This window comes from Antarctobacter albus, from assembly GCF_900101505.1.
Classification (GTDB): Bacteria; Pseudomonadota; Alphaproteobacteria; order Rhodobacterales; family Rhodobacteraceae; genus Antarctobacter; species Antarctobacter albus.
The window spans coordinates 75,748-93,809 of record NZ_FMZI01000008.1 but is presented as its reverse complement, the minus strand read 5'-3'; the positions used below and the strand labels follow the sequence as shown (position 1 = coordinate 93,809).

At 65.9% G+C, this 18,062-nt stretch carries 21 protein-coding genes; 15 read left to right on the top strand and 6 right to left on the bottom strand.

Annotation, left to right across the window (positions count from 1 at the left end; genetic code table 11):
• The first annotated feature begins 41 nt into the window (after positions 1 to 41).
• From BLQ71_RS15015 to BLQ71_RS15005, 3 genes are read left to right on the top strand one after another with little or no spacing between them, the layout of a single operon-like run.
• A complete protein-coding gene (locus BLQ71_RS15015) occupies positions 42 to 779 on the top strand; it encodes a GNAT family N-acetyltransferase (protein WP_074622306.1) in 738 nt (245 codons plus the stop codon).
• Complete coding sequence (locus tag BLQ71_RS15010; protein WP_043142409.1) at positions 776 to 1,345, top strand: peroxidase-related enzyme; 570 nt, start codon at positions 776 to 778, stop codon at positions 1,343 to 1,345. The genes BLQ71_RS15015 and BLQ71_RS15010 overlap by 4 nt, the downstream gene beginning before the upstream one ends.
• On the top strand, positions 1,317 to 2,258 hold the full coding sequence (locus BLQ71_RS15005; RefSeq protein ID WP_074622305.1) for an OmpA family protein: 942 nt from the start codon (positions 1,317 to 1,319) through the stop codon (positions 2,256 to 2,258). The genes BLQ71_RS15010 and BLQ71_RS15005 overlap by 29 nt, the downstream gene beginning before the upstream one ends.
• Before the next feature lie 9 nt (positions 2,259 to 2,267).
• Here the strand turns inward: BLQ71_RS15005 and BLQ71_RS15000 are convergent, their stop codons facing one another.
• Positions 2,268 to 3,173, bottom strand: a complete 906-nt coding sequence (locus BLQ71_RS15000) for a LysR family transcriptional regulator (RefSeq protein ID WP_043142413.1) — start codon at positions 3,171 to 3,173, stop codon at positions 2,268 to 2,270.
• Positions 3,174 to 3,381: 208 nt separating this feature from the next.
• Between BLQ71_RS15000 and BLQ71_RS14995 the strand changes: the two genes are divergently transcribed.
• Positions 3,382 to 3,822 (top strand): DUF4399 domain-containing protein, encoded by a 441-nt coding sequence (locus BLQ71_RS14995; protein WP_074622304.1) that lies wholly within the window; start codon positions 3,382 to 3,384, stop codon positions 3,820 to 3,822.
• A gap of 76 nt (positions 3,823 to 3,898) precedes the next feature.
• Here BLQ71_RS14995 and BLQ71_RS14990 read toward each other — a convergent pair whose 3' ends face one another.
• Both BLQ71_RS14990 and BLQ71_RS14985 read right to left on the bottom strand, forming a co-directional pair.
• Entirely contained in the window at positions 3,899 to 4,459 is a 561-nt protein-coding gene (locus tag BLQ71_RS14990) for a type 1 glutamine amidotransferase domain-containing protein (RefSeq protein ID WP_074622303.1), read from the bottom strand.
• Between the two features lie 77 nt (positions 4,460 to 4,536).
• Positions 4,537 to 6,561 carry an NADPH-dependent 2,4-dienoyl-CoA reductase gene (locus tag BLQ71_RS14985; protein ID WP_074622426.1) on the bottom strand — a complete coding sequence of 675 codons (2,025 nt, stop codon included), beginning with the start codon at positions 6,559 to 6,561 and terminating at the stop codon, positions 4,537 to 4,539.
• A gap of 147 nt (positions 6,562 to 6,708) precedes the next feature.
• Here BLQ71_RS14985 and BLQ71_RS14980 point away from each other — a divergent pair, with 147 nt between their 5' ends.
• Genes BLQ71_RS14980 through BLQ71_RS14960 form a run of 5 tightly spaced genes read left to right on the top strand, consistent with a single transcriptional unit; the run spans position 6,709 to position 11,827 of the window.
• Positions 6,709 to 7,800 (top strand): hypothetical protein, encoded by a 1,092-nt coding sequence (locus BLQ71_RS14980; protein ID WP_074622302.1) that lies wholly within the window; start codon positions 6,709 to 6,711, stop codon positions 7,798 to 7,800.
• 50 nt (positions 7,801 to 7,850) lie between these two features.
• A complete protein-coding gene (deoC, locus tag BLQ71_RS14975; RefSeq protein ID WP_074622301.1) occupies positions 7,851 to 8,846 on the top strand; it encodes a deoxyribose-phosphate aldolase in 996 nt (331 codons plus the stop codon).
• A 4-nt stretch (positions 8,847 to 8,850) separates the two neighbouring features.
• A complete protein-coding gene (locus BLQ71_RS14970) occupies positions 8,851 to 9,141 on the top strand; it encodes a hypothetical protein (RefSeq protein WP_069207943.1) in 291 nt (96 codons plus the stop codon).
• Complete coding sequence (locus BLQ71_RS14965; RefSeq protein ID WP_074622300.1) at positions 9,138 to 9,497, top strand: hypothetical protein; 360 nt, start codon at positions 9,138 to 9,140, stop codon at positions 9,495 to 9,497. The genes BLQ71_RS14970 and BLQ71_RS14965 overlap by 4 nt, the downstream gene beginning before the upstream one ends.
• The gene (locus tag BLQ71_RS14960; protein ID WP_074622299.1) at positions 9,494 to 11,827 is read left to right on the top strand and encodes an aldehyde dehydrogenase family protein; all 2,334 of its coding nucleotides are present in this window, start codon (positions 9,494 to 9,496) and stop codon (positions 11,825 to 11,827) included. The genes BLQ71_RS14965 and BLQ71_RS14960 overlap by 4 nt, the downstream gene beginning before the upstream one ends.
• A gap of 25 nt (positions 11,828 to 11,852) precedes the next feature.
• Here BLQ71_RS14960 and BLQ71_RS14955 read toward each other — a convergent pair whose 3' ends face one another.
• Both BLQ71_RS14955 and BLQ71_RS14950 read right to left on the bottom strand, forming a co-directional pair.
• On the bottom strand, positions 11,853 to 12,068 hold the full coding sequence (locus BLQ71_RS14955) for a helix-turn-helix domain-containing protein (RefSeq protein WP_074622298.1): 216 nt from the start codon (positions 12,066 to 12,068) through the stop codon (positions 11,853 to 11,855).
• Positions 12,068 to 12,610 carry a DUF2975 domain-containing protein gene (locus BLQ71_RS14950; protein ID WP_074622297.1) on the bottom strand — a complete coding sequence of 181 codons (543 nt, stop codon included), beginning with the start codon at positions 12,608 to 12,610 and terminating at the stop codon, positions 12,068 to 12,070. Before BLQ71_RS14950 ends, BLQ71_RS14955 begins: the two co-directional genes overlap by 1 nt.
• Before the next feature lie 79 nt (positions 12,611 to 12,689).
• Here BLQ71_RS14950 and BLQ71_RS14945 point away from each other — a divergent pair, with 79 nt between their 5' ends.
• The 3 genes from BLQ71_RS14945 (at position 12,690) to rlmH (ending at position 14,207) form a co-directional block, all read left to right on the top strand.
• Positions 12,690 to 13,238, top strand: coding sequence for a hypothetical protein (locus BLQ71_RS14945; RefSeq protein ID WP_088702349.1), 549 nt, complete (start codon positions 12,690 to 12,692; stop codon positions 13,236 to 13,238).
• 141 nt (positions 13,239 to 13,379) lie between these two features.
• Complete coding sequence (gene rsfS, locus BLQ71_RS14940; protein WP_043142440.1) at positions 13,380 to 13,733, top strand: ribosome silencing factor; 354 nt, start codon at positions 13,380 to 13,382, stop codon at positions 13,731 to 13,733.
• 3 nt (positions 13,734 to 13,736) lie between these two features.
• Positions 13,737 to 14,207: a 23S rRNA (pseudouridine(1915)-N(3))-methyltransferase RlmH gene (rlmH, locus tag BLQ71_RS14935; RefSeq protein ID WP_069207939.1), complete on the top strand. Its 471-nt coding sequence runs from the start codon at positions 13,737 to 13,739 to the stop codon at positions 14,205 to 14,207.
• 3 nt (positions 14,208 to 14,210) lie between these two features.
• Here the strand turns inward: rlmH and BLQ71_RS14930 are convergent, their stop codons facing one another.
• The gene (locus tag BLQ71_RS14930) at positions 14,211 to 15,014 is read right to left on the bottom strand and encodes an undecaprenyl-diphosphate phosphatase (RefSeq protein ID WP_043142444.1); all 804 of its coding nucleotides are present in this window, start codon (positions 15,012 to 15,014) and stop codon (positions 14,211 to 14,213) included.
• Positions 15,015 to 15,241: 227 nt separating this feature from the next.
• Here BLQ71_RS14930 and BLQ71_RS14925 point away from each other — a divergent pair, with 227 nt between their 5' ends.
• The 3 genes from BLQ71_RS14925 to BLQ71_RS14915 all read left to right on the top strand — a co-directional run bounded on the left by BLQ71_RS14925 (position 15,242) and on the right by BLQ71_RS14915 (position 18,026).
• A complete protein-coding gene (locus BLQ71_RS14925; protein WP_043142446.1) occupies positions 15,242 to 16,678 on the top strand; it encodes an NAD(P)-dependent oxidoreductase in 1,437 nt (478 codons plus the stop codon).
• 134 nt (positions 16,679 to 16,812) lie between these two features.
• Positions 16,813 to 17,580, top strand: a complete 768-nt coding sequence (locus BLQ71_RS14920; RefSeq protein WP_133066162.1) for a hypothetical protein — start codon at positions 16,813 to 16,815, stop codon at positions 17,578 to 17,580.
• Entirely contained in the window at positions 17,577 to 18,026 is a 450-nt protein-coding gene (locus tag BLQ71_RS14915) for a GFA family protein (protein WP_223306213.1), read from the top strand. The genes BLQ71_RS14920 and BLQ71_RS14915 overlap by 4 nt, the downstream gene beginning before the upstream one ends.
• Positions 18,027 to 18,062: the final 36 nt, after the last annotated feature.

Genomic DNA, 18,062 nt, shown 5'->3' with positions numbered 1-18,062 from the left:
AGCGGCCATAACGGGACAAACCTCAATTTCGGGCCGCCGCAATGACCGACGACCTTTCCGATTACTTCGAGGCACTTGATGCCACCTGGCCCGCGGCATCGCGGGTCGAGGCCGGGCCGTGGCTGTTGCGCGAAGGGCGCGGCGGCGGCAAACGCGTATCCGCCGCGACCGCGCATGGATCATGGGATGGCGACGACCTCTCGGCGGCAGAGGACGCCATGCGCCTCATGGGACAGGCCCCGCTGTTCATGGTCCGCCCCGAAGATGCGGCGCTGGACGCGGCCCTGGCCGGGCGAGGCTATGAAAGGATCGACCCGGTGCAGCTGTGGTCGGCGCCGATCGAGCTTTTGACCGACCTCAGGTTGCCGCGCGTCACCGCCTTTGCGATCTGGGAACCGCTGGCCATCATGCGCGAGATCTGGGAGGCGGGCGGCATCGGCGCCGAACGCCAGCGGGTGATGGACCGCGCGCCCCTGCCCAAGACCGGGCTGTTCGGCCGCGTGTCGGACAAGCCCGCGGGCGCCGGGTTTTGCGCGATCCATGACCGCACCGCGATGGTCCACGCCCTGGAAATCGCGCCCGAGCACCGGCAGAAGGGGCTGGGCGGCTGGATGATGCGCTGTGCCGCGCTTTGGGCGGCACGGAACGGGGCGACCCGCATCGCCGTGGCCGCAACCGAGGAAAACACCGGCGCCAATGCGCTTTATGCAGCCTTGAAGATGGAGGTCGTGGGGCACTACCATTACCGCATCCTGAACGGCGACTGCGAGGAAATGTGACCAACGCCCTGCCCACCGCGCTCAACCTGCCCATGGTCGACCCCCTGCCGGAGGCCACGCAGAAATATTTCGATGTCTGCCAGGACAAGCTGGGCCTCGTGCCCAATGTCCTCAAGGCCTATGCCTTCGACATCGACAAGCTCAACGTCTTTACCGCCATGTACAATGACCTGATGCTGGCGGACAGCGGGCTGACCAAGCTGGAACGCGAGATGATCGCGGTTGTCGTCTCCTCGGTGAACAAGTGCTTTTACTGCCTGACCGCGCATGGCGCCGCCGTGCGAGAGCTGTCGGGCGACCCCAAGCTGGGCGAGATGCTGGTGATGAACTGGCGGGTGGCGGACCTGAACCACCGCCAGCGCGCCATGCTGGGGTTTGCCGAGAAGATGACCAAGGCCAGCGCCGAGATCGCCGAATGGGATCGCGAGGCCCTGCGCGATGCCGGTTTCTCGGAACGCGACATCTGGGACATCGCCAATGTGGCGGGGTTCTTCAACATGACCAACCGGGTTGCCAGCGCCACCGACATGCGTCCGAATGACGAGTACCACGCGCAGGCGCGCTAAGGCGCTGGCACTGGGCCTGGTGCTGGTGGCGGGCAGTGCGGCGGCGGTCGAACTGACCTTGCCGCGCGGTGCGCAACAGAGTTTCGGCACCGTCCAGTCGCCCGGGGCCTATTCAATGCCGACCGGTCCGTGGAAGAACGGCTATCTGCCGGTCGAACGGGTCGAAGGCCGGATCGAGGTGGCCGCCTGGCACCTGCCCGACAGTGACGAGACGCCCTTTCAACTGGCACAGCCGCTGCGTGACAGTCTGGTCGAGGAAGGCTTTGAAATCCTGCTGGACTGCCGGGCGCGGGCCTGTGGCGGCTTCGACTTCCGTTTTGCCACGCTGGTTCTGCCGGCGCCGGAAATGTTCGTGGACCTGAGCGACTATCATTTCATTTCCGCGATTTCGGACAAGGAAGGCGCGGTCTCGATCCTGACCAGCCGCGATGCGCGCGCCGGGTACATCCAGATCATCCGCGCCGGCGGCAGCGTCGGAGAAATCCGGCCCAGCGCACCGGTGGACCCGGTGCCATTCGTGCCCGCGCGGCCGCGCGAGGACATCATTCAGTCGCTGGAGGGCAGCGGCCACGTGATCCTGCGGGACTTGCTGTTCCGCTCGGGGTCCACCGCGCTGGGAGAGGGGCGCATCGCCTCGCTGGATGCCATCGCCGCCTACCTGGCGGCGAACCCGTCTCGGCAGATCCTGTTCGTCGGGCACACGGATGCGACGGGGTCGCTGGAGGCGAACAGGCGGGTGTCGTTGCGCAGGGCCGAGGCGGCGATGAGCTACCTGCGCGACCGGCACGGCACGCGGGCGGCGCAGATCGGCGCGGAGGGGGTTGGATACCTGGCACCGGTCGCGTCGAACCTCACGCCCGAGGGACGCGAGGCAAACCGCCGGGTCGAGGCGGTCCTGATCTCGACGGAGTGACGCGCGGGCCTACCAGGCCTGCGGTCCCTTTTCGGCAAAGGCATGTACCAGGAAGTCGATGAAGGCGCGGACCTTGGGCTGGGTAAACCGACCCGGAGGATAAACCGCGTAGATGCCCTGCGTTTCCACCGGCAGATCAGGGATCGCGTCCTCGACCAGACCGGCCTCCATCGCTTCGTGATAGAGGTAGGAGGGCAGGTAGGCGATGCCCAGGCCCGCGATGCAGGCGTTCAGCAGAGACTGGCCATCGTTGACCGTCAGCCAGCCGGCCGTGCGCACCTGGCGCTTTTCGCCCGAGGGCGCGGTCAGCTTCCAGACATTGCCGGAGGACTGGTTGGAATAGTGCAACAGCTTGTGTTCGTTCAGATCGTCGATCCGCTGCGGGCGGCCGAACTTCTGGAAATAGGACGGCGAGGCGATCATGCGCTTTGTGGTGTCGGTCAACTTGCGCGCACGCAGCGTCGAATCCTCCAGCTCGCCGATCCGGACCGCCATGTCGAAGCCTTCCGAGATCAGCTCGACGTAGCGGTTGTTCAGGACCATGTTGACGGTGATGTCGGGAAACTCGGCCAGGAATTCGCCCAGCACTGGACTAAGGTGATTGACCCCGAAATCCGTCGCCACGGAAATGCGCAGCAACCCAGAGGGCGCGGATTGCATGGAGGTGACCAGCGCATCCGCTTCTCCGGCATCGTTCAACACCCGGCGCGCGCGGTCGTAGTAGGCCAGGCCGATCTCGGTGGGCGAGACCCGGCGCGTCGTGCGGTTCAAAAGGCGCGCGCCAAGCCGCGCCTCCAGGCTGGACACATGTTTCGACACGGCAGACTTGGAGATGCCCATCTTCTTGGCCGCATCGGTGAAACCGCCCTGGTCCACGACAGTGGCAAAGGCCTCCATTTCGGTCAGACGGTCCATTCAGGTCTCCATTCCAAGGTCTTTCGTTCTGCAAGCAATGCTTTTGAACTGGGGCGCAACTTGGGCAAGGAGGGGACAATTGAGGGGTATTGCATTGCGCTGTCTGCGACGGGGAAACACAAAAAGCCTGACCGGAATCGCGCAAAAGTGTAGCCTGAGCCCCTGAAGGCAACTTCGACAGAACTGATTTTCAGGGAGGATCCACCCCATGTTTCGTTCAATGCTCTGCGCCGCCGCCCTGGCGGTGGCACCCTTGGCCCTCATGGCCGATGGAGTGCCCGCGCCCGAGGGCGCCAAGGTCTATTTCATCAACATCGCCGACGGCGACACGGTGCAAAGCCCCGTCACGGTCCGGTTCGGCCTCTCCGGCATGGGCGTGGCCCCCGCCGGGATCGACAAGGACAACACCGGCCACCATCACATCCTGATCGACCGCGCCCCCTTTGGCGAAGGGGCCGAGGATGGCGAATTTGCCAACTACGGCATCCCCGGCGACGACAACCACCGCCACTTCGGCGGTGGCCAGACCGAGGTCATGCTGGGGCTGGACCCGGGCACGCATACGCTGCAGCTGGTGCTGGGGGACATGAACCATATCCCGCACGACCCGCCGGTCGTCTCGGAACAGATCACCATCACGGTGGAGTAACCAATCCCCGGACGGACGAAAGGCGCGCCGCGACTGCGACGCGCCCTTTTTTCAGGGTCCGGTCAAAAGATCCGCATCAAGCGGCCTTGCGGCTATGATGGCCCTCTTCGACCTCTTCCACGATCTTGGAGACAAAAGCGTCGAGGTCCCCCGGATTGCGGCTGGTGACGATGCCGCTGTCGGCGATCACCGGTTCATCCATGACACGCGCACCCGCGTTCCTCAGGTCGGTCCGGATCGAGGGGTAGGCCGTCATTTCGCGGCCCGCCACGATATCGGCCTCGATCAGCACCCAAGGCGCGTGACAGATCGCGGCGATCACCTTGCCCTGCTTGGCAAAGGCCCGCACCAGCGCCTTCACAGGCGCCTCGACGCGCAGCAGATCCGGGTTGATCTGCCCGCCGGGGATCACCAGCGCATCGTATTGCGTGGCGTCGGCATCGGCGATGCGCAGGTCGGCGCCCGTCGGGCGCCCCCAGTCGCTGCCTTGCCATCCTGTCGCGGCCTCGCCGTCGAGCGTGGCGACATGGACCGTCGCGCCCTTGGCACGCAGCTGGTCGCGGGGAACTTCGAGCTCTGACTGTTCAAAGCCGTGCGTGGTGACGATGAGGATCTTTGCGTTGCCGATATCGGCCATGACAAACCTCCTTGCTTGCGTTTCGGTTACAGGAGGAACGCCTGCAACCGGCGCATGTTCCAAGAAGACCCCTGCCGTCAGAGTGCGGCAGCCAGCCGCGTGCCCTGGTCGATGGCGCGCTTGGCATCCAGTTCGGCGGCCACGTCTGCGCCACCGATCACATGGGTCTCGATGCCCTTCGCCTCCAGCGCATCGGCCAGCGTCCGTTCGCTGACCTGCCCGGCACAGAGAACGATGGTATCGCAGGCGATCACCTCGGGCCGTTCGCGCGCCTCGCCATAGCTGACATGCAGGCCCGCGTCGTCGATGCGCTCATAGTTCACCCCGCTGCGCATCTCGACGCCCTTCATCTTCAGCGCGGCCCGGTGAATCCAGCCGGTTGTCTTGCCAAGACGCTTGCCCGGGCGTTCCGCCTTGCGCTGCAACAGCACGACCGCGCGTTCGGCGGCATCGGGCTGCGGCCCTTCGGGCGCCAGGCCCGACCGCGCCTCGGCCGGGTCCGTCACGCCCCATTCGCGCATCCAGTCGGGCAGGCTTTCTGTCGGGCTGTCCCCGGTCACGAGGAATTCAGCCATGTCGAAACCGATCCCGCCCGCGCCGATGATCGCCACCCGCTTGCCGACCTCTGCACCATCGCGCAACACGTCGACATAACCCCTGACCGACGGATGGTCCTGCCCCGGGATCTGCGGATCGCGCGGCAGGACGCCGGTGGCCACGATCACGACGTCAAAACCTGCCAGGGTGTCGACTGTTGCCTCTGTGCCAAGGCGCGCTTCGACGCCCGTGGCCGAGGTCATGGCAGAGAACCAGTCGACCAGGCCGTCGAACTCCTCCTTGCCGGGGATCTTGCGGGCCATGTTCAGCTGTCCGCCCAGGGTCCCCGCCTTGTCGAACAGAACCACCTTGTGCCCGCGCTCCGCCGCCGTGATCGCAGCAGACAGGCCGGCAGGACCAGCCCCCACGACCGCGACATGACGCGGTGCCTCGGCCGGTTCAACCACCAGCTCCGTTTCAAACGCCGCCTTCGGGTTCACGAGGCAGGTCGAGACCTTGCCGGCGAAGGTATGGTCAAGGCAGGCCTGGTTGCAGGCGATACAGGGGGCGATGAGGTGGGATTGCCCCCGTGCCGCCTTGGCCACGAAATCAGGATCGGCGAGGAAGGGCCGCGCGAGGCTGACCATGTCGGCGCAGCCCTCGGCCAGCACTTGTTCCGCCACCTCGGGCGTGTTGATCCGGTTCGAGGTGATCAGCGGCACCCCGACCTTGCCCATGAGTTTCTGCGTCACCCAGGCAAAGGCCCGGCGCGGCACGCTGGTGGCGATGGTGGGCACCCGCGCCTCGTGCCAGCCGATGCCGGTGTTAATGATATTGGCGCCCGCTGCCTCGACCGCCTGCGCCAGTTGCACGACCTCGTCATGGGTCGAGCCATTGGGGATCAGGTCGATCATCGAAAGACGGAAGATGAGAATGAAATCCTCGCCCACCGCCGCCCGCACCCGGCGCACCACCTCGATGGGCAGGCGCATCCGGTTCTCATAGCTGCCGCCCCAGCCATCGGTGCGCTTGTTGGTATGGGTGACAAGGAACTGGTTGAGGAAATACCCCTCGGACCCCATGATCTCGACCCCGTCATAGCCTGCCTCGCGGGCGCGGGCAGCAGAGGTCGCGATATCCGCGATTTGTTTCTCGATGCCCGCCTCGTCCAGCTCATGTGGCGGGAAGGGAGAGATCGGCGATTTCACCGGCGAAGGCGCGACGCAATCGGGGCCATAGGCATAGCGCCCCGCGTGCAGGATCTGCATGGCAATCTTGCCGCCCGCCGCGTGCACACGGTCGGTGATCATGCGGTGGTTGGCGATGTCCTCGGGAGTGAACAGGCCCGCCGCGCCCGGAAAGACCCCACCCTCGCGGTTGGGCGCCATCCCCCCCGTCACCATCAGGCCGACCCCGCCGCGCGCCCGCGTGGCATAGAATTCCGCGACCCGGTTCCAGTCGCCCCGCTCTTCGAGGTTGGTGTGCATCGACCCCATCAGCACGCGGTTCTTCAGCGTGGTGTAACCAAGATCGAGCGGGCGCAGCAGGTGCGGATAATCTGTCATCATGTCCTCCCGGGGTCCTTGGCGTCACCTCACATGATGCACCTGACGCTGTCACGATCAACGTCACGTCATGGCCGCCGCGCGAAGACCGCTTTACCCCATGCCGCCGCTGCGCTAGCGCAAAGAGGCGCAGCACTGGAAGACCCGATGAGCGATTTCGCCACCCTCAGCCTCGACGGCAGCGGCCTGTCCCGTCACCCGCGCGTGCGGGCCGCGAAACGGGCCGAGGACTACCTTGAACGCTTCGACGCGACGACGCTGTGGCTGGACGCGGTCTGGCACGATGGCGCGGTTGTCCTGATCTGCCCGCGGCTCAACAACCTGGACCGCACGGTGGCGCGGGCCCGGTTCACCCTGGACGACACAGAGGTGCGCCCGCGCTTCAAACGCTATTACCGCCATACCCTGATCCGCCTGCCCGCCAGCGCCCAGCCGGAGCGTGTCGCAGTCGAGATCGGCGACTGGCGCGGCGAAACCCCCGTCAATGGCCCCGACAGCACGCTGGACGGGCGCAACGTGCTGATGACCCTGTCCAGGGACAACCACCCGGACTGGATAGAGGACTGGGCGCGGTTCCACATCGCGCATCACGGCGCAGACGCTGTGCTTTTCGTGGACAATGGATCGGAAACCTGGGGCGTCGACCAGATCCGTCCGGCGCTGGAACGGGCGGGCTTTGCCCGGATCATCGTCCTGTCGACGTCCCTGCGATACGGGCCGCGCGGGCTGCCCCCTTTCATCAACGCGGAACTGTTCCTGCAGACCGGCATCCTGAATGCGCTGCAATTCCGGTTCCTGCAAGGCGCGCGCGCAGTCCTGAATTGCGACGTGGACGAACTGGTGATGACGCCGGGCCGGACGGTCTTCGATGCCGCCGTGCAAAGCCGCGCGGGGTTTGTCCACTTTCCGGGGCGCTGGGTGCATCCCGCGCCGGAGGCAGAGGGTTGGTCCTGGCACGCCCGGCACAGCCACCGCGACGAGCCGGTCAAGACGTGCCCGTCGAAATGGTGCGTGGTGCCCGGCGGCCCCCTGCGTGGCTATCAATGGCGCGCGCATGAACTGGAACGGCTGCCCTTTGCACGGCGCTTCCAGCTTGACAACGCCTGGTTCTACCACTGCCGGAACATCACCAACGGCTGGAAATCGCTGAAACGCACGCAGGTGCGCGGCGACACCGTGCCGGACCCGGGATTGCAGGAGGCGCTGGCCGCAGCGGAGCTGCCTCAGCGTTCCGCTTGAAAACCCCTGCTACCGGGGGCAGGCTGACCGCGAACCAGTTTGGAGGGCGCATGACACCCGTCACCGCCAAAGGCGACAAGACCGCGCAACTGCCGCAGCTTCAGGATGCGCGAAACCCCGGCATGTTGCTGGACATGGACTGGGTCCGCGCCGCCCGCGCCAACCGTTCGGCCATCGAACGGCGCGCGGCCACCCTGCCGGGCCGCCGCTCGGTCAAGAAGGAGTATCAGGCCGCCTGGCTGGCCCGCGCGATCTCCTGCATCGACCTGACAACTTTGGCTGGGGATGACACGCCGGGCCGTGTCGCCCGGCTTTGTGCCAAGGCCCGCCATCCGGTGCGCGCCGATTTGCTGGAGGCTTTGGGGTTGGAGGGGCTGACCGTGGGCGCGGTCTGTGTCTACCACGACATGATCGCCCCGGCGCTGGCGGCCCTGCAGGGCTCCGGCATCCCCGTGGCCGCCGTGTCGACCGGCTTTCCGGCCGGCCTGTCGCCCTTTCGCCTGCGCGTGGCCGAGATCGAGGAAAGCGTGCAGGCCGGGGCGCAGGAGATCGACATCGTCATCTCGCGCCGCAAGGTCCTGACCGGCGACTGGCAGGGGCTCTATGACGAGATGCGCACCTTCCGCGCCGCCTGTGGCGAGGCGCATGTCAAGGCGATCCTTGCGACCGGCGAACTGGGCACGCTGCAGAATGTCGCCCGCGCCAGCCTCGTCTGCATGATGGCGGGGGCCGATTTCATCAAGACCTCGACCGGCAAGGAAAGCGTCAACGCCACCCTGCCCGTCAGCCTCGTGATGATGCGGGCGATCCGCGCCTATCACGAGGCCACGGGCTATCGTGTCGGCTACAAGCCCGCGGGCGGGATTTCCAAGGCCAAGGATGCGGTGACCTATCTGGCATTGGTCAAGGAGGAACTGGGCGACCGCTGGCTGCGCCCCGACCTCTTCCGCTTTGGCGCCTCGTCGCTCCTGGGCGACATCGAACGGCAGCTGGAACACCATGTCACCGGGGCCTATTCGGCCTCGTGGCGGCACGCAGCGGGGTGAGCCCATGCAGATGACACCGCAATGGTCGCTGATGATGGTCGCCGTCTTCCTCGTGATGGGGGTCAGCAACTGGCGGCGCCGGCGCCTGAAGCGCGCCGCGCGCGACCTGCCGACACGGCTATTCCGCCAGCTGGGGCCGGAACCGGAATTCGACTTACCCGACAGCCCGCCAGAGGGGCTTGAAGACTTCGCCGCCCTGCAAAGGCGCAGCCTGCGCGTACAGCACTGGGTCTGGGGGCTGGCGCTGCTCTGGCTGGTCTATGTCATCTACTTGGCAATGGGGGCCACGCAATGAAGCCCGCCCCTATCGCCCTTGCCGCGCTGGGCCTTGCGACACCCGCTCTGGGCCAAAGCTATGCCTGCGCGCCCTGGGGCGCGGCGTCGGACACGGCCCCGATAGCCGCGATCACCGTCAGCCAGCGGATGATCACCATCGAGCAGGGCGGGTTGAAGACCACGGCACGCATGGCGCAGGCTACGTTGAAACGCCGGGTTTTCCTTGCCGAGGATGCGGCGCTGGTCGTCTACGGAGATGCGGTTCTGAACGCCGGGCAACCGCCCGCCTTCGGGGATCGCGTCACCCTTCAGCACCTGCGTTACGACGCGACGGCACCGAACCTGGCGCAAACCGCCTGCGAGAGGCTGAAATGAACATCAAAGAGATCTTCGAAAGCATGGACTACGGCCCCGCCCCCGAAAGCGCCGGGGATGCGCTGGCCTGGATCGTCGACCAGGGATCGCGGTTCGGCCATTTCATCAATGGGGCCTTCACCGAGGCGGGCGAGGGGTTCGACAGCCGCAACCCGGCCACCGGAGAGGTGCTGGCGACGCTGACCCAGGCGACACAGGATGACGTGGACGCCGCCGTCGCCGCCGCCCGCGCGGCACAACCCGAATGGGAGGCGCTGGGGGGGCCGGGCCGCGCGCGCTATCTTTACGCGCTGGCGCGGCTCTTGCAGAAACACGCGCGGCTGTTCGCCGTGCTGGAAACGCTGGACAACGGCAAGCCCATCCGCGAAAGCCGCGACATCGACATTCCGCTGGCCCAGCGGCATTTCTACTATCACGCGGGCATGGCACAGCTGATGGACAGCGAGTTGCCCGACCGGCAGGCGCTGGGGGTTTGCGGCCAGATCGTGCCGTGGAACTTTCCGCTGCTGATGCTGTCGTGGAAAATCGCCCCGGCGTTGGCCACCGGCAACACGGTGGTGCTGAAACCCGCCGAATGGACCTCGCTGACCGCGCTTTTGTTCGCCGATATCTGCCAGCAGGCCGGCCTGCCCAAGGGCGTGGTCAACATCGTCACCGGCGACGGCCGCGTGGGTGAGATGATTTGCGACGCGGACGTGGACAAGATCGCCTTTACCGGCTCTACCGAAGTGGGGCGCAAGATCCGCCAGGCGACGGCGGGGCGCGGCATCGGCCTGACGCTGGAGTTGGGGGGGAAATCGCCCTACGTCGTCTTCGAGGATGCCGACCTGGACAGCGCGATCGAGGGGCTGGTGGATGCGATCTGGTTCAACCAGGGACAGGTCTGCTGCGCCGGGTCGCGCCTCTTGGTGCAAGAGGGCGTGGCGGACGCCTTCCACGACCGGCTGCGCGCCCGGATGGACAAGCTGCGCATCGGCAACCCGCTGGACAAATGCATCGACGTGGGCGCCATCGTCGACCCCGAACAGCTGCGCCGGATCGAAGGCATGGTGTCGGGCGCCGAGGGCACGGTTTATCGCGCCAACTGCCCCCTGCCCGAGGGGTGTTACTACCCGCCCACGCTGGTCTCGGGGCTGTCGCCCGCCTCGCCGTTGATGCAGGAAGAGATCTTTGGCCCGGTGCTGGTCTCTTCGACATTCCGCACGCCTGCCGAGGCGGTCGCGCTGGCCAATAACACGCGCTATGGCCTTGCTGCCAGCGTCTGGTCCGAGAACATCAACACCGCGCTAGACGTGGCGCCGCAACTGGCGGCGGGGGTCGTCTGGGTCAACGGAACCAACATGTTCGACGCCGCCGCCGGCTTCGGCGGTGTCCGTGAAAGCGGCTTTGGCCGAGAAGGCGGCTGGGAGGGGCTGCGCGCCTATACCCGCGCCCGGGGCGAACCCGGGACCTTGTCCCCGGTCGAGGCCTATGCCGGCGACAGCGCCGAACCACAGCCGGTCGACCGCACCGCGAAGCTCTATGTCGGTGGCAAGCAGGCGCGTCCCGACGGCGGCTATGCCCGCAGCATCTACGACGCGGCGGGCAAGCTGATCGGCCAGGCGCCGATCGCCAACCGCAAGGACATCCGCAACGCCGTCGAGGCCGCGCGCGGCGCGGGCGGCTGGGCCAAGGCCACGGCCCATAACCGTGCACAGGTCTTGTATTACATCGGTGAGAACCTCTCGGCCCGGGCGGGGGAGTTCGCGGCCCTGATCGACCGGCTGACCGGCAGCGACGGCGGCGCGGCAGAGGTCGAGGCCAGCGTGAACCGGCTGTTCACCGCTGCCGCCTGGGCGGACAAGTTCGACGGCGGCGTCCGCAGTGTCCCCATGCGTGGCGTGGCCCTTGCGATGAACGAACCCTGCGGGGTCATCGGCGCGCTCTGTGCGGACGAGGCCCCGCTCCTGGGGCTGGTCTCGGTCATGGCGCCGGCCATCGCGATGGGGAACCGGGTGGTGCTGGTCGCCTCCGACCCCTTCCCGCTGGCGGCATTGGAGTTCACTCAGGTTCTGGAAACCTCGGACGTGCCCGGGGGCGTGGTGAACATCCTGACCGGATCACATGCCGAGCTGGCCCCGGTGCTGGCGTCGCATTTGGACGTCGAGGCGGTTTGGTCTTTCTCCTCCAGCGATCTGTCGGAGGTGATCGAGAGCGCCTCGGCGGGCAACCTGAAACGGACCTGGGTCAACGACGGGCGCGCTCGCGACTGGCTGAACGCCGGGGACGCACGCGATTTCCTCGAGCAGGCGACCGAGGTCAAGACCGTCTGGGTGCCCTACGGCGCATGAGCGGTGTGGCGGGGCAAACCCCGCCCTACGCCTCACCTTCTGGCAGGGCCTCCAGAAGGTCGCCGGGCTGACAGTCGAGAACCTCGCAGATCTTTGCCAGCGTCTCGAAACGGATGCCCTTGACCTTGCCGGATTTCAGCAGGGAAATGTTCTGCTCGGTGATGCCCACACGCTCGGCCAGCTCGCGCGAGCGCATCTTGCGCCGCGCCAGCATCACGTCCAGCCGCACGACGATCTGCATCAGACGAATCCCTCGTTCTCGGACCGGAGCGCCACCGCCTGGCTGGTGACCAGCCCGACGATCAGCATCATGCCCCCCGCAAGGACAAAACCCAGGTCAGCCGAGGACACGGCAAGCGAGACCATCCTTTGCCCTGCGGGCGCCCCCAGGGTCAGCAAGAGTGTTTCGACCGGATGGCCCAGCAGACCCACTGCCGCCTGCGCGAGAAAGCCCAGACCGATGTGCCGCAGCGCGTGAGCCGCCGTTGGGGTCAGCGCGGCGTCACCCGCGTAGCAGGCAAAAAGCCGGCTCATGTGCCAAAGGGTGTAAAACACGGCACCCAACGCAATCCAGGCTCCGGCCACCAGCGCCATCCGGCTCGCCAAGCCGAGGGTGCGCCCGCCCATGTCCAGCCCAAGCGCGTCGGCACGATGGGACACAAGGAACGCCGGATCGACGGCAACCCATGCCACAAGCCCGAGGAGCACCGTCATCGCGATGAAGGACAGCCCGCGCAGAACCTGGGCGGCGCGGCGCGTGGCACGGGGAAGTTGGTAGGTCATATCGAGGTCCAGCTTGCTATTTAACCAACATTACTTAATGTAAAACGATAAAAAATGATTCCACAAGAGGAGATTCTTCGTGCTTCGTCTTATCCCCATCCTCGCCCTACTGAGCGCCTGCACGGCGCTCGTACCGCAGACCCTGCAAGACTTGCGCAAAGTCGATCCGCTGACCGCCGACCCGGTGGATTTCCAGATCCATCTGCACCTGCCGGAGGGCCTGGATCTTCTCCCTGACTCGGCGCGGCTGACCCTCTCGGCGGTTTCGGCCCAGGGCGCGTTCGACGAGAGCTTTGTCCTGCAACGCCGGGACATACGGGACGGATCGCTGATTCTTGCCGTCGCGCCCGCCGACCTCGACGGCCTGCGTGCAGCACAAGCCCGCGCCCGCACATGGAAAACCGAGGCGCCAGAACGCACCTCCGGCTCGCTGGAGATGTCCTTTGGCCTTTGCCTGCACGGCTCGGGGCCTGACATGGATGCGCCCGTTTCCGCCGATATCGTCCTGGAAAACGGTGGTCAGGCGCGACCCCTGTTGCGCCCACAACCCGTTGGCCGCTACCTGAAAACGCTGAAGGCACGGGCAGATACGCCCCCTGTCCCCTGCCCCTCTGCCACGCGACATTGAGAATTTACATTTCCGATGCTATCTTTAAAGCATGCCCATGCGCCCGGGCTTGGGGGGCGCGTAGCGACACAGGAGGACATTGTCCTGTCTTCGACGACACTTGCGGCGCATGCCGCTGATCAAGGCCGGGGCATTTCGGCCATGACACAGAGCGAACCGACCGCCGAGGGCATTCTCGCGGCAGTGCTCGAAACACTCTCCGACAACAAGGCAGAGGATATCGTGCAGATCGACCTGCACGGCAAATCCTCGGTGTGCGATTACATGGTCATCGCCACCGGCCGTTCGTCGCGCCAGGTCGCGGCGCTGTCGGAAAAGCTGGCAGATGAACTCAAGCAGCGCTTCGGTGTTCTCTCCACGATGGAGGGCAAGGATACCGGGGACTGGGTGCTCATCGACGCGGGGGACGTGGTTGTCCATCTCTTCCGCCCCGAGGTGCGTGAGTTCTACCAGCTGGAAAAGATGTGGGCTCCGGTGGCAGGCAACCAGGCCTGAACGGTGCGCGTACATCTTTGCGTGGTTGGCCGGCTCCGGAAGGGGCCGGAAAAGGCGCTTGTCGATGATTACCTGACACGTTTCGACCGCACGGGCCGGGCGCTGGGCCTTGGCCCGGCGCAAGTGATCGAGGTCGAGGACCGCAAGGGCGGCGGCATGGCGGGTGAGGCCGCTCTGTTGCGCCGCGCGATCCCCTCGGGTGCACGGATCTGCGCGCTGGATGAGCGCGGCCACATCTGGTCCTCGCCCGAGTTTTCCGGAAAACTGGCAGACTGGCGAGATGGTGGCGCTCAGGACCTGGCCTTTGTCATCGGTGGCGCCGACGGAATCGACCCCGCCCTGCGGGCCGAGGCGCAGGACCTGATGTCCTTTGGTCGGATGGTCTGGCCACACATGCTGGTGCGGGTCATGCTGGCCGAACAGCTATACCGCGCCGCCTCGATCCAGGCGGGGGCGCCTTATCACCGGGTGTGACGTTCAGGCGTAGGCGATCCAGAGCAGGATCAGCCCCAGGATCACCCGATAGATGACATAGGGTGTAAAGCTGACAGAGCGCAGGAGCCGCATCATCAGCCAGAGCGCCCCCAGCGCCGACAGAAACGCCAGCGCCGCCGCAATCGCACCATCACGCGCGGCCTGGGCATCGGCGGTCGCGATGACCTCGGCCCCCAGCAACGCGGCAGACGCCATGATCGTCGGGATCGACATCAACATGGCCAGCTTGGCGCCGTCGTGCCGGTTGTAGCCCAGATGGCGCGCCGCGGTGATGGTGATGCCGGACCGCGAGGTGCCCGGGATCAAGGCCACGGCCTGCCACAGCCCCATGATGATGGCATCCCGCAGGTTCCAGTCGCTGTCCGCCTTGTCCTGCGCCCCTTTCATGTCCGCCCAGTAGAGGACAAGACCGAAGACAAGCATGGTCCACCCGATCACCGCCGTCGAGCGCAGCATGTCGTCCAGCCCCGAGAGCTTGAGCGCCAGTCCGAAGAGGATCACCGGGATGGTGGCCACAAGCAGCAGAAAGGCGAGGCGCGCGCCCGGCGTGTCCATGCGCCCCGTCATGAGCCGCAGCGTGCCCTTGGCTGCATCCTTAACGTCGGCTCGGAAGTAGAGGATGACGGCCAGCAAGGTTCCCACGTGAACGGCCACGTCGATCACCTGGCCCTGGTCCTGCATCCCCGTCAGGTTCGGCAAGAGAATCAGGTGGCCCGAGGACGAGATCGGAAGGAATTCGGTAACCCCCTGTATCAGGGCGAGAATCAGCAGTTGCGTGAAAGCCATTGTCGGGGTCCAATCAAAGCTACGCGCCTTGGTATAACTCCTTGTTTCAGAGCCGAAAGTGGCAATTTGGGTCCGATTTGGACCTATTTTTGGCAGCCGCATGTGGTTTTGAGACGTCAAAAACGGGAATATTCTGGATATAGGTCAGCATAACTGACTTTCATTCCAAGCCAAGCTTCTGTAAGGAGGCGCGGACGATCTAGGGATTACCTGCAAAGGGTGGATGAATGGCGAAGCAGCCGATGCTGAAATTTGTGTCCGTGGGGCGGGAGATGCCGGTCAAGCGGGAGGCCGCGGAGCGCCGGACGGATTTCGACGAGATCTATGCGGAATACGCCGATGCGAAGGCCAAGGAACAGGCCGCGCGCTGCAGCCAGTGCGGCGTGCCCTATTGCCAGAGCCACTGCCCGCTGCACAACAATATCCCCGACTGGCTGCGCCTGACCGCCACGGGCCGCCTTCAGGAGGCCTATGAGGTCAGCCAGGCCACCAACACCTTCCCCGAGATCTGCGGCCGCATCTGCCCCCAGGACCGCCTGTGCGAAGGCAACTGCGTGATCGAACAGTCGGGTCACGGCACGGTGACCATCGGCTCGGTCGAGAAGTACATCACCGATACCGCCTGGGAAGAAGGCTGGGTCAAGCCCGTGACCCCGGCGCAGGAACGCTCCGAAAGCGTCGGCATCATCGGCGCCGGCCCCGGCGGGCTGGCGGCGGCGGACATGCTGCGCCGCGCCGGCGTACAGGTCACCGTCTACGACCGCTACGACCGCTCGGGCGGGCTGCTGACCTATGGCATCCCCGGCTTCAAGCTGGAAAAGGACATTGTGATGCGCCGCAACAAGCAGCTCGAAGAGGGCGGCGTGCGCTTTGTGATGAACTGCAACGTGGGCGAAGACCTGTCGTTCGAGGAAATTCGCGCACAACATGATGCGGTCATCATCGCAACCGGCGTCTACAAGTCGCGTGACCTGGGCGGCCCGGGCGCGGGTGCCAAGGGCATCGTCAAGGCGATCGACTACCTGACCGCCTCGAACCGCGCGTCGAACTTTGGCGACAGCGTGCCGGAATTCGAAAGCGGCGAGCTGAACGCCAAGGGCAAGAAGGTTGTCGTGATCGGCGGCGGCGACACGGCGATGGACTGTGTCCGCACCGCGATCCGCCAGGGCGCCACCAGCGTCAAATGCCTGTATCGCCGCGACCGGGCCAACATGCCAGGGAGCCAGCGCGAGACGCAGAACGCCGAGGAAGAAGGTGTGGTCTTCGAATGGCTGACCGCGCCCAAGGGCTTCAAGGGTGAGCCGGTCAATGCCGTGGTGGTCGAGAAGATGCGCCTGGGCGCACCGGACGCCACCGGCCGCCAGCGCCCCGAGGTGATCGAGGGATCGGACTACGACGAGCCCGCAGACCTGGTCATCAAGGCGCTCGGCTTCGAGCCCGAGGAACTGCCGACACTCTGGGGCTGCCCCGAGCTGGAAGTGACCCGCTGGGGCACCATCAAGGCAGAGTTCACCAGCGGCCGCACCGCCCTGCCCGGCGTCTATGCCATCGGCGACATCGTGCGCGGCGCAAGCCTGGTGGTCTGGGCGATCCGCGACGGGCGCGACTGTGTCGAGGCCGTGTTGCAGGACCTGAACTCCAAGGGAGCTGTCGCCGCGGAATGACCGGGACGGTCTGTACGTTTTGTACAAAACGTACAGCGTTTCCAGCATTTTGTACAAACAGGCAAGGGTTGGTTAACCAAGGCGCAGGCGGCGCCGGAATGGGTCAGAAAGGCTGTCTCATGTGGCTCGAAAGATTGACCAGGGGTAAAGGCTCGACCGCGCTTTGCGCCGGTCTGGCGGCGCTTGCGCTGCTGGGCGGGGCCGGCGCGGTCCAGGCCCAGGGCGGGCTGTTCACCCCGCCCGAGGGCTGCGAGACCTACCTGACGGTGCAATCCCGCAGCTGCGTCGTGACCAACCACTATGTCTGCCCGCAGATCGACCCGGATCACCGGTTCCGCACCGATTTCGGCGAGGCCGGTCCCTATTTCACCAGCCGCATCGACGATGACGGCCAGTGGATCGAAAGCGGCCCGCCCGACGATCCGACCCGCACCCGGACGGTGCGCCCGATCCCCGATCCCGGCAGCATCTCCGAGCTGGTCGAAAACGGCATCGACAGTTTCGATTTCACCCAGCGGTCGACGCTCGACGGGCCGACCCGTGTCACCGGGTTCGACCGGATCATCGGCGAAATCGAGATCGACGGCGAAAAGCTGTACCGGACCGAGTTCGAGATGACGCGCCGCGATGCCTCGGGGCGGGTGATCGAACATGTCCGGGGGCGCGAATACGTCTCGGACAAGCACAAGCGGTTCTTTGCGGGCTTTGCCGCCGACGTCACGGAGGACGAGCGCCAGGCCAACGCACGCGACCGCAGCCCGGTGGAGTTCATCTATCCCGGCGAACAGGGGTTCCGTGGCATCTATCCGCGCCACGACTGCGACCTGATGAGCGGCCTGGAGGGGGTTGAGCCGGGTTGGGGTCACCCGCTTGGCACCAGCACAGCGGAGGACCGGGCATGAGCGCGCGCAGCGGGGGCTGCATGTGCGGCGCGGTCCGGTTCACCGCGCGCGATGTGCCGGCGCAGGCCGGGGCCTGTCACTGCGAGATGTGCCGCCGCTGGACCGGCTCGGCGCTGATCGGCGTGACCGTGCCGCTGGAAAACGTGACCTGGGAGGATGAAACCCACCTGGGCCGCATCCAGTCCAGCGACTGGGCGGAACGCGGGTTCTGCACGCGCTGTGGCTCGGGGATGTTTTTCCGGGTGACGATGGAATCCGCCTACTCCGGCGACCTGGAACTGCCCATCGGCGTCTTTGACGAGGCCGACGGTTTCGAGATGACGAACGAGATCTACATCGACGTGAAACCCGACAGCTTTGCCTACGAGGGCCAGGCCGGGCGCAAGTTGATGACGCGGGCCGAGTGCCACGCGAAATTCGGCGTTCTTGCCGAACAGACGGACTGAAAGACTTTCGGCCCGCCCCCGTCACCGGGACGCAGG

Coding starts and splice junctions, on each gene's coding strand:
- BLQ71_RS15015 (WP_074622306.1), top strand. CDS start 42: ATGACCGACGACCTTTCCGATTACTTCGAGGCACTTGATGCCACCTGG.
- BLQ71_RS15005 (WP_074622305.1), top strand. CDS start 1,317: ATGACGAGTACCACGCGCAGGCGCGCTAAGGCGCTGGCACTGGGCCTG.
- BLQ71_RS15000 (WP_043142413.1), bottom strand. CDS start 3,173: ATGGACCGTCTGACCGAAATGGAGGCCTTTGCCACTGTCGTGGACCAG.
- BLQ71_RS14995 (WP_074622304.1), top strand. CDS start 3,382: ATGTTTCGTTCAATGCTCTGCGCCGCCGCCCTGGCGGTGGCACCCTTG.
- BLQ71_RS14990 (WP_074622303.1), bottom strand. CDS start 4,459: ATGGCCGATATCGGCAACGCAAAGATCCTCATCGTCACCACGCACGGC.
- BLQ71_RS14985 (WP_074622426.1), bottom strand. CDS start 6,561: ATGACAGATTATCCGCACCTGCTGCGCCCGCTCGATCTTGGTTACACC.
- BLQ71_RS14980 (WP_074622302.1), top strand. CDS start 6,709: ATGAGCGATTTCGCCACCCTCAGCCTCGACGGCAGCGGCCTGTCCCGT.
- deoC (WP_074622301.1), top strand. CDS start 7,851: ATGACACCCGTCACCGCCAAAGGCGACAAGACCGCGCAACTGCCGCAG.
- BLQ71_RS14970 (WP_069207943.1), top strand. CDS start 8,851: ATGCAGATGACACCGCAATGGTCGCTGATGATGGTCGCCGTCTTCCTC.
- BLQ71_RS14965 (WP_074622300.1), top strand. CDS start 9,138: ATGAAGCCCGCCCCTATCGCCCTTGCCGCGCTGGGCCTTGCGACACCC.
- BLQ71_RS14960 (WP_074622299.1), top strand. CDS start 9,494: ATGAACATCAAAGAGATCTTCGAAAGCATGGACTACGGCCCCGCCCCC.
- BLQ71_RS14955 (WP_074622298.1), bottom strand. CDS start 12,068: ATGCAGATCGTCGTGCGGCTGGACGTGATGCTGGCGCGGCGCAAGATG.
- BLQ71_RS14950 (WP_074622297.1), bottom strand. CDS start 12,610: ATGACCTACCAACTTCCCCGTGCCACGCGCCGCGCCGCCCAGGTTCTG.
- rsfS (WP_043142440.1), top strand. CDS start 13,380: ATGACACAGAGCGAACCGACCGCCGAGGGCATTCTCGCGGCAGTGCTC.
- BLQ71_RS14930 (WP_043142444.1), bottom strand. CDS start 15,014: ATGGCTTTCACGCAACTGCTGATTCTCGCCCTGATACAGGGGGTTACC.
- BLQ71_RS14925 (WP_043142446.1), top strand. CDS start 15,242: ATGGCGAAGCAGCCGATGCTGAAATTTGTGTCCGTGGGGCGGGAGATG.
- BLQ71_RS14915 (WP_223306213.1), top strand. CDS start 17,577: ATGAGCGCGCGCAGCGGGGGCTGCATGTGCGGCGCGGTCCGGTTCACC.